The 17894-nt window shown below is 76.1% G+C and carries 8 protein-coding genes; all 8 read left to right on the top strand.

All coding sequences use genetic code 11. The features are described from left to right. The first annotated feature begins 102 nt into the window (after positions 1-102). Positions 103-1635 carry an acyl-CoA carboxylase subunit beta gene (locus H505_RS0102845; protein WP_026400758.1) on the top strand — a complete coding sequence of 511 codons (1533 nt, stop codon included), beginning with the start codon at positions 103-105 and terminating at the stop codon, positions 1633-1635. Between the two features lie 73 nt (positions 1636-1708). Then, the gene (dpgA, locus tag H505_RS0102840) at positions 1709-2887 is read left to right on the top strand and encodes a 3,5-dihydroxyphenylacetyl-CoA synthase DpgA (protein ID WP_245592419.1); all 1179 of its coding nucleotides are present in this window, start codon (positions 1709-1711) and stop codon (positions 2885-2887) included. A 29-nt stretch (positions 2888-2916) separates the two neighbouring features. Then, positions 2917-3588, top strand: a complete 672-nt coding sequence (gene dpgB, locus H505_RS0102835; RefSeq protein ID WP_026400756.1) for an enoyl-CoA-hydratase DpgB — start codon at positions 2917-2919, stop codon at positions 3586-3588. Beyond that, positions 3585-4949 (top strand): (3,5-dihydroxyphenyl)acetyl-CoA 1,2-dioxygenase DpgC, encoded by a 1365-nt coding sequence (dpgC, locus tag H505_RS39510; protein ID WP_084549782.1) that lies wholly within the window; start codon positions 3585-3587, stop codon positions 4947-4949. The genes dpgB and dpgC overlap by 4 nt, the downstream gene beginning before the upstream one ends. After that, positions 4946-5782 carry an enoyl-CoA-hydratase DpgD gene (gene dpgD, locus H505_RS0102825; protein WP_051300104.1) on the top strand — a complete coding sequence of 279 codons (837 nt, stop codon included), beginning with the start codon at positions 4946-4948 and terminating at the stop codon, positions 5780-5782. Before dpgC ends, dpgD begins: the two co-directional genes overlap by 4 nt. A 253-nt stretch (positions 5783-6035) precedes the next feature. Further along, on the top strand, positions 6036-6293 hold the full coding sequence (locus H505_RS0102820) for an MbtH family protein (protein ID WP_026400754.1): 258 nt from the start codon (positions 6036-6038) through the stop codon (positions 6291-6293). Positions 6294-6325: 32 nt separating this feature from the next. Next, complete coding sequence (locus H505_RS0102815; RefSeq protein WP_245592418.1) at positions 6326-8422, top strand: ABC transporter ATP-binding protein; 2097 nt, start codon at positions 6326-6328, stop codon at positions 8420-8422. A gap of 39 nt (positions 8423-8461) precedes the next feature. Further along, positions 8462-17894 (top strand): non-ribosomal peptide synthetase (locus tag H505_RS39505; RefSeq protein ID WP_169528788.1); only part of this gene is annotated, 9433 nt, incomplete at its 3' end.

The following is a 17894-nucleotide window of genomic DNA, read 5'->3' as shown; positions in this document are numbered from 1 at the left end:
GCGACCGTTGGGAACGGCACTGGCAACGGCGCCGCGGGCGGTGCGGAGACCCTCGGGACCGGCACGGTGAACGGGGGTGCTTCCGGGGCGGGGCGGGGCGGGATGGAGGGGCTGCGGCGGGGGGACGCGGAGTTGCGGGCGCGGATCGTCGCCGGGAGGCCGGCGGCGGTGGAGCGGCAGCACGCGCTCGGGAAGCTCACCGCCCGCGAGCGGCTGGCGATCCTGCTGGACGAGGGGTCGTTCGGCGAGATCGGGCTGTACCGGCGGCCCGACGGGGGGCCGGACGAGCCGCGGCCGCACACCGACGGCGTCGTCACCGGGTCCGGGGAGATCTTCGGGCGGCGGGTGTTCGTGTACGCGCAGGACTTCACGATCGCGGGCGGGTCGCTCGGCGCGGCGCACGCGGCGAAGATCCACCGGGTGATGGACCTCGCGCTGGCGGCGGGCGCGCCGCTGGTCGGGCTGAACGACAGCGGCGGGGCGCGGATCCAGGAGGGCGTGACGGCCCTCGACGGGTTCGGCGGGATCTTCTACCGCAACGTGCAGGCGTCGGGCGTCATCCCGCAGATCAGCGTGGTGTGCGGGCCGTGCGCGGGCGGCGCGGCGTACTCGCCGGCGCTGACCGACTTCACGTTCATGGTGGGGGACGCCGCGCAGCTGTACCTGACGGGGCCCGACGTGGTCGAGGCGGTCAGCGGGCGGCGGGTGACGCACGCCGAGCTGGGCGGCGCGCAGGTGCACGGCTCCAGGTCGGGCGTGGCGACGTTCGTGTACGACGACGAGGCGGCCTGCCTGGAGGACGTCCGGTACCTGGTGTCGCTGCTGCCCGCGAACAACCTCGAACCGGCGCCGGCCCTGCCCGCGGCGGGCGCGCAGGCGGACGAGCGTCCCGCGCTGGCGGAGATCGTGCCGGTGGACCCGGCGCGGCCGTACGACATGCGGCTCGTGATCGACGAGGTCGTGGACGAGGGCACGGCGCTGGAACTGCACGAGGGGTGGGCGCCGAACGTGATCTGCGCGCTGGCGCGGATCGACGGGGAGACCGTCGGCGTGGTCGGCAACCAGCCGATGGCGCTGGCCGGGGTGCTGGACGCCGACGCGGCACAGAAGGCCGCCCGGTTCGTCCGGTTCTGTGATGCGTTCGGGATCCCGCTGGTCACGCTGGTGGACGTCCCGGGGTTCCTGCCCGGGATGGAGCAGGAGCACGCGGGGGTGATCCGGCACGGCGCGAAGCTGCTGTACGCGTACTGCGAGGCGACGGTCCCGCGCGTGCAGGTGATCGTGCGGAAGGCGTACGGCGGCGCGTACATCGTGATGGACTCCCGGTCGGTCGGCGCGGACCTGTCGCTGGCGTGGCCGGGCAACGAGATCGCGGTGATGGGCGCGGCGGGCGCGGTGAACGTGATCCACCGCCGCGCGCTGGCCGCGGCGCCCGACCCGGAGCGGCTGCGCGCCGAACTGGTCGACGACTACACGCGGCGGCTCGTCCATCCGTACTACGCGGCGGAGCGGGGCCTGGTGGACGACGTCATCGATCCGGTGCGGACGCGGATCGAGGTGGCGCGCGGCCTGGCGATGCTCCGCACGAAACGCCGGGCCGGGCCGCAGCGCAAACACGGAAACGTGCCCCTGTGAGGAACACGAGAGAAGGGTCGACATTGTCCGGGCCGCAACGCGGAGATATTCGCAGTAAACCGAGAATGTGGGGATGGACCTTCCGATGACCGTGGACATGGAATTATCCCGGGACGACTTACCGACGGAGGCGCCGCGCCCCGACGTCGCCGCGGCGAACCCGTTCGTCCCCCGGATCGCCGGGGTGGGGACGGCCGGCGGCGCCACGTCGTACTCGCAGCGCGAGGTGCTGGACGAGATCGGCGTCACCGACGCGAAGGTGCGGTCGGTGTTCCTGAACAGCGCGATCGAGAGCCGGTACCTGACGCTGCCGCCGCCCGGCGCGGGCGGCCGGCGGGAGTCCGAGCCGCAGGGCGACCTGCTCGACAAGCACCGCCGGCTGGCGGTCGAGATGGGCGTGCGGGCGCTGGAGAGCTGCCTGAAGCGGGCGGACGCGCAACTGTCGGACCTGCGGCACCTGTGCTGCGTGACGTCGACGGGGTTCCTCACCCCGGGCCTCAGCGCGCTGGTGATCCGGGCGCTGGGCATCGACCGGCACTGCAGCCGGTCCGACATCGTGGGGATGGGCTGCAACGCGGGCCTGAACGCGCTGGGCGTGGTGTCCGGCTGGGCGACCGCGCACCCGGGCGAGCTGGCCGTGGTGCTGTGCACGGAGGCGTGCTCGGCCGCGTACGCGATGGACGGGACGATGCGCACGGCGATCGTCAACAGCCTGTTCGGGGACGGCGCCGCGGCCGTCGCGCTCGTCGCCGGGCCGGAACCGGGGCCGGGCGCGCGGGCCGCGGGCCCGGACGCGGCGGGGCGGGCGCCGGGGCCCCGCGTCCTGCGGTTCGCCAGCACCCTCATCCCGGAGGCGCTCGACGCGATGCGCTACGACTGGGACCGCGACCTGGGGCGCTTCAGCTTCTTCCTCGACCCGCAGATCCCGTACGTGGTCGGCGCGAACGCCGAGGTCGCGGTGGACCGGCTGCTGGACGGGACGGGCCTGCGGCGCGGCGACGTCCGGCACTGGCTCGTCCACTCCGGCGGCAAGAAGGTGATCGACGCGGTCGTCGTGAACCTGGGGCTGAACCGGCACGACGTCCGGCACACGACGGGCGTGCTGCGCGACTACGGGAACGTGTCGAGCGGCTCGTTCCTGTTCTCCTACGAGCGGCTCGTGGAGGAGAACGCGGTCGAACCGGGCGATTACGGCGTCCTGATGACGATGGGGCCGGGCTCGACGATCGAGACCGCGCTGGTGCGGTGGTGACGCGGGTGGCGACGAGAACGGGAGCGGGCATGACGCAGGCGGCGGGAACGGTCGGGGCCGCGGCGCGGATCGACGGCGCGGCGCCGCTGTCGGCGGCGGTCGTCCTGGAGATGAACGAGCTGTGCGACCGGGTCGAGGGGCCCGGCGGGCCCGGGCTGGTGGTGCTGGAGGTCGGGGGCGCGCCCGGCCCGTCCCGGGACGGGCTGACGACCTCGCTGGTCACGAAGTGGGAGCGGACGCTGCGCCGGCTGGAGCGGCTCCCGGCCGTGACGGTGGCGGTGGCGTCCGGGGACGTCGGCGGGACGGCGCTGGACGCGCTGCTGGCCACCGACGTGCGGATCGCCGCGCCGGACGCGCGGCTCCTCGCGGGCGCCGCGGGCGCGGCGACCTGGCCGGGGATGGCGCTGTTCCGGATGGCGCACCAGGCGGGGACGGCCGCGGTGCGGCACACGGTGCTGTTCGGCGCGCCGGTCGGCGCGGCGGAGGCGGTCGCGGCGGGGCTGGTCGACGAGACGACGACCGACCCGGACGCGGCGGTGGCGGAGGCGGCGGCCCGGTTCGGCGGGTTCGCCGGGCCGGAGCTGGCGATCCGCCGGCAGTTGATGTTCGACGCCGCCACGACCGGTTTCGAGGACGCGCTGGGCGCGCACCTCGCCGCGTGCGACCGGGCGCTGCGGCTGGAGCGGGAGGCCGCGTCATGACGATCGAGCACTCGACCGCGCCCGCCGGGGCCGCCGCGGCGGCCCTGCCGGGGGACGCGGGACGCGCGTGGGACGAGCTGGGCGGCGTCCTGCGGGACGCGGACGCGTTCCTGGACGGGCTGCCGGAACCGGCGGCGCGGTCCGCGGAGCAGCGGACGGCCGCCGCCGCGGCGCTGGACCGGGCGCGGGCGGCCCGCACCCGGTTCATGGACGCGCACGCCGCCGCGGTGTACGACGCGCTGACCGCGGGGCGGACCCGCGAGCCGCGCATCGACGCGCTGGTGGAGGCCGCGGCGGAGGCGTTCCCGGGGCTGGTGCCGACGGCGGCGCGGCTCGCGGCCGAGCGGACCCGCGCGCAGGCCGACAAGGAGGGCCTGGAGATCGACCAGGGCATCTTCCTGCGCGGCGTGCTGCGGTCCCCGGTGGCGGGCCCGCACCTGCTCGACGCGATGCTGGCGCCGACGGAGCGGGCGCTGGACCTGCTGCCGGAGTTCGTCCGGACGGGCGCGGTCGACATGGAGGCGGTGCGGCTGGAGCGCCGCGACGGGGTGGCGCACCTGACCATGTGCCGGGACGACTGCCTGAACGCGGAGGACGAGCGGCAGGTCGACGACATGGAGACCGCGGTCGACCTGGCGCTCCTCGACCCGTCGGTGGGCGTGGGGCTGCTGCGCGGCGGCGAGATGAGCCACCCGCGCTACCGGGGGCGCCGGGTGTTCAGCGCCGGCATCAACCTGAAGCGGCTGCACGCGGGGGAGATCTCGCTGGTCGGGTTCCTGCTGCGCCGGGAGATGGGGTACATCGCCAAGCTGGTGCGGGGCGTGCGCGTCCCGGCCGACCCGGACGCCCCGGACGGTTCGGGCGGCGGTCCGGCGTGGCAGTGGCCGACGGTGGACAAGCCGTGGGTCGCGGCGGTGGACGCCTTCGCGATCGGCGGCGGCATGCAGCTGCTCCAGGCGTTCGACCACGTCATCGCCGAGGCGGGCGCGTACCTGAGCCTGCCGGCCGCGCAGGAGGGCATCATCCCGGGCGCGTCGAACTACCGGCTGACCCGCGCGACGGGCCCCCGGATCTCCCGCCAGATCATCCTGTCGGGGCGGCGGATCCGCGCCGCCGAACCGGCCGCGGCGACACTGGTGGACGAGGTCGTCGAGCCGCCGGAGATGGACGCGGCCGTCGCGCGGGCCGTGGACCGGCTGCGCGGCCCCGCGGTCGTCACCAACCGGCGGATGCTGAACCTCGCCGACGACCCGCCGGAGGAGTTCCGCCGCTACATGGCGGAGTTCGCGCTCCAGCAGGCGCTGCGGATCTACGGCCAGGACGTCCTGGCCAAGGTCGGCCGCTTCGGGCGTCCCGCGTGAGCGCCCCCGGCACCGCCCACGACGCCGCCCCCGAGGATGAGGGCCCGCGCGTCCGGTACGTGAAGAAGGACCACGTCGCGTACGTGACGCTGGACCGCCCGGCCGTCCTCAACGCGATGGACCTGCGCACCCACGAGGAGCTGGCCGCGGTGTGGGACGACGTCGAGGCGGACGACGACGTCCGCGCCGCCGTCCTGACGGGGGCGGGCGACCGCGCGTTCTCCGTCGGGCAGGACCTCAAGGAGCGCAGCCGCCTCAACGCGGCGGGGGCGCCGCCGACGACGTTCGGCAGCCGCGGGCAGCCGGGCTGGCCGCGGCTCACCGAGCGGTTCGGGCTGACCAAGCCGGTCCTGGCGCGGGTGAACGGGTACGCCCTCGGCGGCGGCTTCGAGCTGGCGCTCGCCTGCGACGTCATCGTGGCCGCCGAGCACGCCGAGTTCGGGCTGCCGGAGGTGCGGCTCGGGCTGGTGCCCGGCGCGGGCGGCGCGTTCCGGCTGGCCCGGCAGGTCCCGCTGAAGGCGGCGATGGGCCACCTGCTCACCGGCCGCCGGATGACGGCGGCGCGGGCGCTGGAGCTCGGGCTGGTGAACGAGGTCGCGCCGGCGGACGGGCTGGACGAGCGGGTCGCCGCGTGGACCGACGACCTGGTGCGGGCGGCGCCGCTGGCGGTGCGGGCGGTGAAGGAGGCGGTGCTGCGGTCCGTCGACATGCCGCTGGAGCAGGCGTTCGCCACCCGGTACGTGTGGGAGGAGCGCCGCATGCGCAGCCGGGACGCGGTCGAGGGGCCGCGGGCGTTCGCGGAAAGGCGCGAGCCGCGCTGGACGGGCACGTGACCGTCCCCGCATAGGCCCCCGCGGTGCGGAGCCCACCGGATGTTCCGGTGGGCTCCGCGCCGTTCCCGGCGGCGGCGACCGCGCGCGGACCGCGCGGCCGAGAACTGCGCGGAAAAGGCGGCCGTCCAACCGGAAAAATGCACGGTTGGACGGTCGCGCGTCCATTTTCTGGCGCCTTGTAGGGGCCTGTCGGCCTCATTATCGTGACGCGTGAAATGGAAGGGCCGCTTTCGCAATCTGCAGGGGAGAGATCATGGCCAACCCGTTCGATGACGAGAACGGACGATTCCTGGCGCTGATCAACGACGAGGGCCAGTACTCGCTGTGGCCGGCGTTCGCGGACGTGCCGGAGGGCTGGGAGATCGCGCACGGCGAGGACACCCGGCAGGCGTGCCTGGACCACATCGAGGCCAACTGGACCGACATGCGGCCGCGCAGCCTCGTCGAGGAGATGCGCGAGTACGAGGCGGGCCGCGCGGGAACGGCCGAGCCCGAGAAGACCTCGTCGTGATCGGCGGCCCGGGACCCGTGATGATCCGCGGGATGGGAGGCGAGGAGGTGACCCGGCAGCGGGTCCGTCCCGGCACCTTCCGGCGGATCCTGCCCTATGTCCGGCCGTACCGCGGCCTCGCGATCCTCCTGCTGACGATCACCGTCCTGGGCGCGGGGATCACGGTCGCGATCCCCCTGCTGTTCAAGGTCATCATCGACGACGGGGTGATCCCGCGCGACACCGCGGTGGTGGTGTGGGTGGCGGCGGCCGCGGCCGTCCTGGCGCTGGTGGACGCGGCCGGCAAGCTCGCCGCGGCGCGGCTGTCCGGCCGCATCGGCGAGGGGCTCATCTACGACCTGCGCACGGAGGTGTTCCGGCACGTCCAGCGGCAGCCGCTCGCGTTCTTCACCCGCGCGCAGACGGGCGCGCTGGTCAGCCGCCTCAACACCGACGTCATCCAGGCGCAGCAGGCGGTCACCTCGCTGCTGTCCATGGCCGTGCCGAGCGTGCTGACGCTGCTGCTGGTGCTGGGCACGATGTTCTACCTGTCGTGGCCGATCACGCTGGTGGCGGTGCTGGTGCTGCCGCTGTTCCTGCTGCCGGGCCGGCTCGTCGGGCGGCCGCTGCAGCGGCTCACCCGCGAGTCGATGCACCAGGACGCCGAGATGGGCTCGCTCATGCACGAGCGGTTCAACGTGACGGGCGCGCTGCTGGCGAAGCTGTACGGCCGCCCGGACGAGGAGGCGGACCTGTTCGCGCGCCGCGCGGCGCGCGTCCGCGACATCGGCGTGGTCACCTCCGTGTACGCCGAGCTGATGCTGATCTCGGTGATGCTGCTGGCGTCCCTCGCGACGGCGCTGGTGTACGGGCTGGGCGGCGCCCTGGTGATCGACGGCGCGGTGCAGATCGGCACGCTGGTGGCGATGGCGACGCTGCTGACCCGGCTGTTCGCCCCGCTCAACCAGCTGTCGAGCGTCCAGGCGGACGCGATGACCGCGCTCGTCAGCTTCGACCGGGTCTTCGAGGTGCTGGACCTGAAGCCGCTGATCGCCGAGCGGCCGGACGCGCGGCCCGTCGCCGCCGTCCGGGTCGCCGAGGCGAACGGCGGCGGGGACGCGGACGGCGCGGTGGCGGCCCCGGACATCAGGTTCGAGGGCGTCGCGTTCCGCTACCCGTCCGCGGCGGAGGTGTCGCTGGCGTCGCTGGAGTCGATCGCGCTGCCGTCGCCGGAGCGGGGCGAGAACCCGCCGGTGCTGCGGGACGTCACGTTCACCGCTCCGGCGGGCCGGATGACCGCGCTGGTCGGGCCGTCCGGCGCGGGCAAGACCACCATCACGCACCTGGTGCCGCGGCTGTACGACGTCGAGGCGGGCACCGTCCGGATCGGCGGGGACGACGTCCGCGAGCTGACGCTCGACTCGCTGCGCGAGACGGTCGGCATGGTCACCCAGGACGCCCACCTGTACCACGACACGCTCCGCGCCAACCTGCTGTACGCGCGCCCGGACGCGACCGAGGACGACATGCGGGAGGCGTGCGAGGCGGCGCGGATCTGGGACGTGATCGCGGCGCTGCCGGAGGGCCTGGACACGGTCGTGGGCGAGCGCGGCTACCGGCTGTCGGGCGGCGAGAAGCAGCGGATCGCGCTCGCGCGGCTGCTGCTCAAGGCGCCGCCGGTGGTGGTGCTGGACGAGGCCACCGCGCACCTCGACTCGGAGTCGGAGGCGCAGGTGCAGCGGGCGCTGCGCACGGCGCTGCGGGGACGGACGTCGCTGGTGATCGCGCACCGGCTGTCCACGATCCGGGAGGCGGACCGGATTCTGGTGGTGGACGGCGGCCGCATCATCGAGTCGGGCGTCCACGAGGAGCTGCTCGACGCGGGCGGCCTGTACGCCGAGCTGTGCCGCACCCAGTTCGCGGCGGCGCGCCCCGACCCGGAGCGCGACCGGCTCCCGGAGCCCGCCGTGGCCGGCGCGCCCCACCCGGGCCCCGGCATGGGCCCGCCGCCCGGCCCGGGCATGGGTCCGCCGCCGGGCCCCGGCATGGGTCCGCCCCCCGGTCCGGGCATGGGTCCGCCGCCGGGCCCCGGCATGGGCCCGCCGCCGATGGGTCCGAGGGGACCGATGGGCCCGCCTCCGCGCGGGTGAAGTCCGGCATTCCGGTCGCACCAGATGAGGGCATCACCGATGACTGAAGGCATGCACGGCCGCCGCCTGACCGCGGCCCAGTACGACGTCTGGCTCGGGAGGCGGCTCGGCGCGCCGGGCGCCGCGCACCACGTCGCCGCCCTGGTCGAGATCGCCGGGCCGGTGGACGCCGGCCGCCTCGCGGACGCGGTCCGCGCGGCGGTCGTGGAGGCGGGCCTGCACGCCGCCGTCCGCGAGACGCGCGACGGGCCCCGGCTCGTCCCGCCGCCGGACGGGCCGGAGGTGCCCGTCGTCGACCTGCGCGACGAGCCCGACCCCGACGCGGCGGCCCGCGCGTGGACGGAGGCCGAGCGGTCCGCGCCCGCGGGCCCGCTCGCCCAGGCCGTCCTGCGCACGGCCGGCGACCGCTGCCTGTGGTACCAGCGCTACGACCCGGTCCTCCTCGACTGCCACGCCGTGCCGCCGCTCGAACGGCGGGCGGCCCGCATCTACACGGCGCTCACCGAGGGGACGCCCGCACCGCCGTCCCCGTTCCCCGCACCGGCGGACGTCCTCGCCGAGGAGGACGCCTACCGCGACTCGCCCGACCGCACCCGCGACCGCGAGCACTGGACGACCCTCTTCGCCGACCGCCCCGAACTCCCCCCACCCCCACTCCCCGCCGCCGACGCGACCGGAACCGGCACCGACGCGACCGGGGCGGACGGTGTGGCGGTCGGGGCGGCGGTGGAGGCGCGTGTTCGGGAGATCGGGGAACGGTGCGGTGCCGGGCCGGAGACGGTGCTGGTCGCCGCCGCGGCGGCGTTCCTGGCGCGGCGCGGCGGGGTGCGTGACGTGGTGTTCGGCGTCTGCCTGCCGGGGCGTGCGGGGCCGGTCGCGGCGGCGGCGCCGGTCGCGGCGGTGAACGTGCTGCCGGTCCGCGCGCACGTGGACCCGGCGGCGACGCTGCCGGAGCTGGCGGCGCGGCTGGCGGGCCCGCTGCGGGAGGCCGCCGCGCACGGCCGGTACCGCGGCGAGGACCTGCGCCGGGAGCTGCGCTGGCCGGTGGGCGGACGGCCGTTCTTCGGCCCCGTCGTGGACGTCGTCCTGGACGGCCGGGAGCTGGACTTCGCGGGCGTGCCCGCGGTCTCCCGCGAGCTCGCCGCGGGGCCGCCCGGCGAGCTGTCGCTCGTGGTGCGCGGCGACGCGGCGGGCGGCGGCCTGCGGGTGCGGTGCGCGGCGGACGGCGGCGACCGCGCCGCCGACGGTCCCGCGTTCGCGGGCTTCCTCGCGGCGCTGGCCGGCGGCGCCCGCGCCGGAGACGTCGACCTGCTCCAGGAGCGCACGGCCCGCCGCGTGCTGGCGGAATGGAACGACACCGCGCGCCCGCTCCCGGACCGGACCCTCCCGGAGCTGGTCGAGGCGCAGGTCGCGCGGACGCCGGACGCGGTCGCGGTGGTGTTCGAGGGCCGCTCGCTGACGTACGCCGAGCTGGACGCGCGCGCGAACCGGCTGGCCCGCGAGCTGATCGCCCGGGGCGTCGGCCCGGAGCGCCGGGTGGGGGTGGCGCTGGAACGGTCGGCGGAGCTGATCGTGGCGCTGCTGGCGGTCGTCAAGGCGGGCGCCGCCTACGTCCCGCTCGACCCGTCGGCGCCGCCGGAGCGGACGGCGCTGCTGCTGCGGAGCTCGTCCCCGGCCGTGGTGGTGTGCACGGGCGGCACGGCGCCGGCGGTGGCGGGCGCCGCCACGCTGGTGCTGGACGATCCGGGCGTGCGGGCCGCGCTGGCGGCCCGGTCCCCGGCGGCGCCGGTCGACGCCGACCGCGCCGCGCCGCTGCGCCCCGCCCACCCCGCCTACGTGATCTACACGTCCGGGTCGACCGGCGCCCCGAAGGGGGTGGAGGTGGCGCACGCGTCGATCGCGAACCGGCTGGCGTGGCTGCAGGCCGTCCACGGGCTGACGCCCGGCGACCGGGTGATGCAGAAGACGCCGATGAGCTTCGACGTGTCGGTGCCGGAGTTCTTCGGCACGCTGCTGGCGGGCGCCCGGCTGGTCGTGGCCCGTCCCGGCGGGCACCGCGACCCCGCCTACCTCGCCGGGCTGATCGAGCGGGAGGGCGTCACCGTCGTCCACTTCGTCCCGCCGATGCTGCGGGCGTTCCTGCTGGACGAGCGGGTCGCGGGCCGGTGCCGGAGCCTGCGGCGGGTGCTGGCCAGCGGGGAGGCGCTGCCGCCGGACCTGGTGGAGCTGTTCCACCGGCGGCTGCCGCTGCCGCTGCTGAACCTCTACGGGCCGACGGAGGCGGCGGTGGAGGTGACGGCGTGGACGTGCGCCCCGGACGTCCCCGCGGACGTCGTGCCGATCGGCCGTCCGGTGTGGAACACCCGCGTGTACGTGCTGGACGAGTTCCTGCGGCCGGTGCCGCCCGGCGTGCCGGGCGAGCTGTACCTGGCGGGCGTGCAGCTCGCCCGGGGGTACGCGGGCCGGTCCGCGCTGACGGCGGAGCGTTTCGTGGCGTGCCCGTTCCCCGGCCCGGACGGGCCCGGCGGGCGGATGTACCGCACCGGCGACCGCGCCCGCTGGACCGCGGACGGCGCCGTCCTCTACGAGGGCCGCAACGACGACCAGGTGAAGATCCGCGGTTTCCGGATCGAGCCGGGCGAGGTGGAGGCGGCGCTGGCGGGCCATCCGGGGGTCCGGGAGGCCGTGGTGCTGGCCCGGGAGGACCGTCCCGGGGCGCGGCGGCTCGTCGGGTACGCGGTGCCCGCCGGGGACGCGGCCGGCGTGACGGAGGCGGCGCTGCTGGAGCACGCGGCCGGGCGCCTGCCGGAGTACATGGTGCCGAGCGCCGTGGTGATCGTGGACGCGCTGCCGGTGACGGCGAACGGCAAGCTGGACCGCGCGGCGCTGCCCGCACCGGACGCGGCGGCCCCGGCGCGGGGACGCGCGCCCGCCACCCCCGCCGAGACCGCGCTGTGCGGCGTGTTCGCCGAGGTGCTGGGGCTCGCGGAGGTCGGCGCGGACGACGCGTTCGTCGCGCTCGGCGGCGACTCGATCATGGCGATGCGGGTGGTGACGCGGGCGCGGCGCGCCGGCGTCCCGATCACGCTGGCGCAGGTCTTCGAGCACGGCACCCCGGCCCGTCTCGCGGCGGCGGCGGAGGCGGGGGAGGACGCGCCCGAGCGGGACGGGGCCGGTCCGGGCGCGCCCGCGCCGCTCACCGCCGAGGAGCTCGCCGGACTCGGCCCGGACGTCGTCGACGCCTGGCCGCTGTCGCCGCTGCAGCAGGGCCTGCTGTTCCACGCCAGCTACGACGAGCGGGCCCGTGACGTCTACCTGGTGCAGACCGTCGTCGACCTGGCGGGGGACCTCGACGCGGAGCTGCTGCGCACGTCCTTCGAGGCGGTGCTGAACCGGCACCCCGGCCTGCGCGCGGGCGTACGGCGGCTCCCGGGGACGGGACGCGCCGTGCAGGCGGTCGAGCGGCGCGTGACGGCGCCGTTCGCGGTGGTCGACCTGACCGGTCGGCCGCCCGGCGCGGCGGCGCGGGAGGCGGACCGGATCGCCGCCGCCGACCTCGGCCGCCGCTTCGACCTGGCGGCGCCGCCGCTCGCCCGGATGACGCTGCTGCGGCTCGGCGCCGGCCGGCACCGCGCCGTCCTCACCCTGCACCACATCGTCGTCGACGGATGGTCCGTCCCGATCCTGCTCAGGGAGCTGTCGGCCGTCTACGCGGCCGGCGGCGAGGCCTCCGCGCTGCCCCCGGCGCGGCCGTTCGGCGACCACCTGGCCTGGCTCGCCCGGCAGGACCGCGACGCGGCGCGCGCGGCGTGGCGGCGCGCGCTGGACGGGACGACCGAGCCGACGTGGGTCGCGCCCGAGGGCGCGGACGCCGCCCCGGACGTCCCGCCCCGGCACGCCCGCGCCGCCGTGGACGCGGCCCTCGCCGACGCGCTGCACGCGCTCGCCCGGCGGCACGGGCTCACCCTGAACACGGTGGTCCTCGGGGCGTGGGCGGTGCTGGTCGGCGCCCTCACCGGACGCGACGACGTCGTGTTCGGCACCACGGTGGCGGGACGCCCCCCGGAGCTGCCGGGCGTCGAGGAGATGGTCGGGCTGTTCATGAACACCGTCCCGGTGCGCGCCCGCCTCGACCCCGCGCGGCCCGCCGCGGACCTGCTCGCCGACCTGCGGGACCAGCGGTCCGGGCTGATCGCGCACCAGCATCTGGGGCTGGCCGACGTCCAGCGGGCGGCCGGGCCGGGCGCCGCGTTCGACACCATCGTGGTGTCGCAGGACTACCCGGACGCCGCCCCGGAGCCCGGCGGGCTGCCCGTCACCGGGCAGGCGACGGAGACGTCCGTCGCGCACTACCCGCTCAGCCTGGCGCTCCTCCCCGGCGACCGGCCGGTGCTGCGCCTGGAGTACCGGCCCGACGTGTTCGACGCCGCGACCGCCGAAGCGCTCCTCGGGCGGCTGCTGCGGATCCTGGACGGGTTCGCGGCCGACTCCGGCCGCCCCCTCGCCGTCCTCGACGTCCTCACCCCCGCCGAACGGCGCGCCGTCCTGTCCGACTGGAACGGCGGCGGCCGCCCCGCCCCGGCGCGCCCGCTGCCGGACGCGTTCGCGGAGCGGGCCGCGCGGACCCCGGACGCCGACGCGGCCGACGTCCTCCCCGCGGACGCGGACCTCGACGCGCGCGCGAACCGGCTGGCGCACGCGCTGGCCGCCCGCGGCGTCGGACCGGAGGACCGCGTCGCCGTCGTGCTGGAACGCTCACCGGACCTCGCGGCCGCCGCGCTCGGCGTCCTGCGGGCCGGGGCCGCGTACGTGCCGGTCGACCCGGCCCGTCCGGCGGCCGAGATCGCGGCGGTGCTGCGCGACGCGGCGCCCGCGGCCGCGGTGTGCCGCCGCGCCGCGACGCCCCTCCTCGGTGGCCGCGCCGAACCGCTGGTGTGGGACGACCTGACCGCCGGGGCGCCCGCCGCCCCGGACGTCCCGCTCCCCGCGGACCTCGCGGCGTGCGTCGTCTACCCGGCCGGGGAGACGGGCCGCCCCCGGGGCGCCGTCCTGACGCGCCGGGCCCTGGCCGGGGCCGCCGCGCGGGTCGACCCGGCGCGGCTCATGGCGGCGGACGGCCCGCTGGCCGCCCCGGACGTCCCGCCGACGGCACGCCCCACCGGCACCACCGCGGTGTTCGTGCTGGACGGCTTCCTCCGCCCGGTCCCGCCCGGCGTGACCGGCGACCTGTACGTCGCGGACGCGGTCCGCGAGTTCGCGGGCCGCCCCGCGCCGACCGCCGCCCGCATCGTCGCCTGCCCCTACACGTCCGGCCGCATGTACCGCACGGGCCGCCTGGCGCGCTGGACGACCGGCGGCGACCTCGTCGACGCGGGCCCCGCCGGCGCGACCGCCCCGCCCACCCCCGAACGGGACGGCCGCGAACGGGACGGCCGCGCCGGGCGCCGCGCCCCCGCGACGCCCGCCGAGGAGGTGCTGTGCGGGCTGTTCGCCGAGGTCCTCGCCGTCGACCGGGTCGGCGCCGACGAGTCGTTCTTCGCGCTCGGCGGCGACTCGCTGCAGGCCATGTGGCTCATCGCACGGATCCGCGCCGTCATGGACGCCGAGATCGCCATCCGGGACCTGTTCGCGGCGCCGACCGTCGCCGGCGTGGCCCGGCGGCTCGCCGCCGACCGCGCCCCCGCCGAACTCGCGCCCCTCACCGCCCGCGAACGTCCCGACGTCGTACCGCCGTCGTACGCGCAGCGGCGGATGTGGTTCCTGAACCGGCTGGAGGAGTCCGGCGTGGGCGCCGGCTACGCCGTGCCCGTCGTGCTGCGGCTGTCCGGCGACCTGGACGCCGCGGCGCTGGAAGCGGCGCTCGGCGACGTCGCGGACCGGCACGAGACCCTCCGCACGATCTTCCCCGACCATGACGGCGACGCCCGCCAGGAGATCCTGCACGGCCCCGCGGGCCGCCCCCGGCTGGCCGTCGCCCCCGTCGCCGCGGACGGCGTCGCGGACGCCGTCGCCGCGGAGGTCGCGCGCGGCTTCGACCTCGCCCGCGAACTGCCGTGGCGGGCGTTGCTGCTGACGTCGTCCCCCACGGAGGCCGTGCTCGTCGTCACGGCCCACCACGTCGCGATGGACGCCTGGTCCCTGGACGTCCTCGCCCGGGACCTGCGGACGGCGTACACCGCCCGGAGGGCGGACCGCGCCCCCGACCTGCCGCCCCTGCCCGTCCAGTACGCCGACTACGCCCTGTGGCAGCGGGAGGCGCTCGGCGACCCCGACGACCCCGGCAGCGTGATCGCCGACCAGCTCCGCCACTGGCGCGGCGCCCTCGCCGGGCTGCCGGAGGAACTCGCCCTGCCCGCCGACCGGCCGCGCCCCGCCCGGTCGTCCTTCCGCGGCGGCCTCGTGCCGCTGTCGGTGGAACCGCACGTCCACGCCGCCCTCGCCGACGCGGCCCGCCGCAACGGCGGCACCCTCTTCATGGCGGCCCAGGCCGCCCTAGCGATGCTGCTGTCGCGGATGGGGGCGGGCACCGACGTCCCCCTCGGCACCCCCATCGCGGGCCGCGCCGACACGGCCCTCGCGGGCGTGGTCGGGTTCTTCCTCAACACGCTGGTGCTGAGGACGGACGTCGGCGGGGACCCGTCGTTCGCCGAGTTGCTGGGCCGCGTGCGTGAGACCGACCTGGCGGCGTTCGCGCATCAGGACGTCCCGTTCGAGCGGCTGGTGGAGGACCTGAACCCGGTGCGTTCGCTGGCGCGGCACCCGCTGTTCCAGGTGATGCTGAGCTTCCTCGGCGCACCCCGGGAACAGGACCACTGGGACCTCCCCGGCCTGCGCGTGTCCCCGCCACCGCCGGACGAGACCGTCACCGCCCGCTTCGACCTCTCGATCGACCTCGCCGAGTACCGCAACGCGGAAGGCGTCCCGGCGGGATTCGGCGGAGAGATCCAGTACGCGGCCGACCTGTTCGACGAGCCGACGGTGCGGGCGTTGTCGGAGCGTTTGGTGCGGGTGCTGGAGCAGGTCGCGGCGGATCCGGACGTGCGGGTGAGCGGCCTCGATGTGCTGTCGGTGGACCAGCGTCGGCTGGTGGTGGAGGGGTGGAACGCGACGGCGTGTGCGGTGCCGGGCGGTTCGCTGGTGGAGCTGTTCGAGGCGCAGGCGTCTCGGACTCCGGGCGCGGTCGCGGTGGTCGATGGTGGTGTGTCGTGGACGTTCGCGGAGTTGGACGCGCGGGCGAATGGCGTTGCGCGTGGTTTGGCGGGTCGTGGTGTGGGTCGTGGGTCGCTGGTGGGTGTGCGGATGCAGCGGTCTGCGGGTCTGGTCGCGACGTTGCTGGGTGTGTTGAAGGCCGGGGCGGCGTACGTTCCGTTGGACGTTTCGCATCCGGAGGAGCGGCTGGCGTCGATCGTCGCGGAAGCCGGTGTGTCGGTCGTGCTGACGGACGGCGATGCGTTCCAGCCGTTCGAGCACGCTCCGGGTGTGGTCGTTTCGCCGGACGATCTGGCGTACGTCATGTACACCTCCGGTTCGAGCGGAGAGCCGAAGGGTGTCGCCGTCACACACGGCAACGTCGCCGCGTTCGCGCTGGACAGAGCGTGGCGTGACGATGTCGTGGAATGCGTGCTGGTGCAGGCGAACCATGCGTTCGATGCGTCGACGTACGAGATCTGGGCTCCGCTCCTGCACGGTGGTCGGTTGGTGATCGCTCCGCCCGGCAAGGTGGACGCGGTCGAGCGCGGGGCGCTGATCGCCGAGCACGGCGTGACGAACGTGCACGCTACGGCCGGTCTCTTCCGGGTGCTTGCGGAGCAGTCGCCGGAGATTTTCGCGGGTGTCCGGGAGGTGTCGACCGGTGGTGACGTCGTGTCGTCCACCGCGATCCGCAACCTCCTGGACGCGCACCCTGACCTGGTGGTCCGTTCGACCTACGGGCCGACGGAGACGACGGCGTTCGCCACTCACGTTCCCTTCGCGAACGGTGACGAGGTTCCGGCTGCCGTGCCGATCGGTCGTCCGCTGGACAACACCCGGGTCTTCGTCTTGGACGAGTTCCTGCATCCGGTTCCGCCGGGCGTGGTGGGTGAGCTCTACATCGCGGGCGAAGGTGTGGCGCGCGGCTATGCCGGACGTCCCGTCCTGACGGCCGAGCGTTTCGTCGCCAACCCCTTCGGCGGCTCGCCCCGCATGTACCGGACGGGTGACCTGGCCCGGTGGACACCCGACGGGCAGTTGGCCTTCGAGGGGCGTGCCGACGAGCAGGTCAAGATCCGCGGATTCCGGATCGAACCGGCCGAGGTCGAAACCGTTCTGGCGGCCCACGAGAACGTCGTCCAGGCCGCCGTCATCGCCCGCGAAGACCAACCAGGAACCAAGCGCCTCGTCGCCTACATCGTCGGCGACGCGGACGAGACGACGCTGCGAGAGTTCACGAACGCGCGCTTGCCCGACTACATGGTCCCGGCGGCGTTCGTCTCCCTGGACGCCATCCCCGTCACCCGCAACGGCAAGCTCGACAGGAGTGCCCTCTCTGCACCCGCGTTCGCGGGGGCGTCCTCGGGGCGCGCGGCTGCGACGCCGGACGAGGAACTGCTCTGCGAACTGTTCGCCGACGTGCTCGGCCTGGAACGGGTCGGTGCCGACGATTCGTTCTTCGCGCTCGGCGGCGACTCGATCACCTCGATGCTGGTCGTGTCGCGGGCCCGCCGGGCGGGGCTGGTGGTGTCCGTGCGGCAGGTGTTCGAGCACCGGACGCCGGCCGCGCTCGCGGCGGCGGCGGTGCGGGCCCGCCCGGACGGCCGCGACGAGGCCCCGGACGTGGGGAGCGGCCCGGTTCCGCCGACCCCGGTGATGCTGGAGCTGGCCGCACGGTCGCGGACGCTCGGACCTGCCGCGAGAGTCGGCCAGTCGATGCGGGTGAGCGTTCCGGCCGGGCTGTCGGAGGAACGGCTCGTGGCGGCGGTGCGGGCGGTCCTCGACCGTCACGACATGCTCCGCGCCCGGCTGGAGGCGGATCCCGGCGGCGGGTCCTGGCACCTGGTCGTGCCGCCCGTGGGCTCGGGTGAGGCGACGCCGGCCCGCGACCTCGTCCGGCGAGTGTCCGCGGCGGGGCTGGACGACGCGGCGCTCGGCGAACTCGCGGAGCGCGAAGCCGATCACCTGGATCCGCGGGCCGGGGCGATGGTGCGGGTGGTGTGGCTTGACGCGGGGCGGGACGCGCCGGGGCGGTTGCTGCTGGTGGTGCATCACCTGGTGGTGGATGGCGTGTCGTGGCGGGTGCTGCTGCCCGACCTCGCGGCGGCGTACGCCGATCCGGGCGGGCTGGAGCCGGTGGGGACGTCGTTCCGGCGCTGGGCGCGGGAACTCGCCGAGCAGGCCGTGAGTCCGGTCCGGGCAGGGGAGTTGCCGGAGTGGACGCGGATCCTGGACGGCCCCGCCCTGGAGATCGCGGAACCGGACGCCGGGACCGGCGACG

This window comes from Actinomadura rifamycini DSM 43936 (genome assembly GCF_000425065.1).
Classification (GTDB): Bacteria; Actinomycetota; Actinomycetes; order Streptosporangiales; family Streptosporangiaceae; genus Spirillospora; species Spirillospora rifamycini.
This window is presented reverse-complemented; position numbering and strand designations above follow the sequence as displayed.

Coding starts and splice junctions, on each gene's coding strand:
- H505_RS0102845 (WP_026400758.1), top strand. CDS start 103: ATGGAGGGGCTGCGGCGGGGGGACGCGGAGTTGCGGGCGCGGATCGTC.
- H505_RS0102820 (WP_026400754.1), top strand. CDS start 6,036: ATGGCCAACCCGTTCGATGACGAGAACGGACGATTCCTGGCGCTGATC.
- dpgA (WP_245592419.1), top strand. CDS start 1,709: ATGGACCTTCCGATGACCGTGGACATGGAATTATCCCGGGACGACTTA.
- H505_RS0102815 (WP_245592418.1), top strand. CDS start 6,326: ATGGGAGGCGAGGAGGTGACCCGGCAGCGGGTCCGTCCCGGCACCTTC.
- dpgB (WP_026400756.1), top strand. CDS start 2,917: ATGACGCAGGCGGCGGGAACGGTCGGGGCCGCGGCGCGGATCGACGGC.
- dpgC (WP_084549782.1), top strand. CDS start 3,585: ATGACGATCGAGCACTCGACCGCGCCCGCCGGGGCCGCCGCGGCGGCC.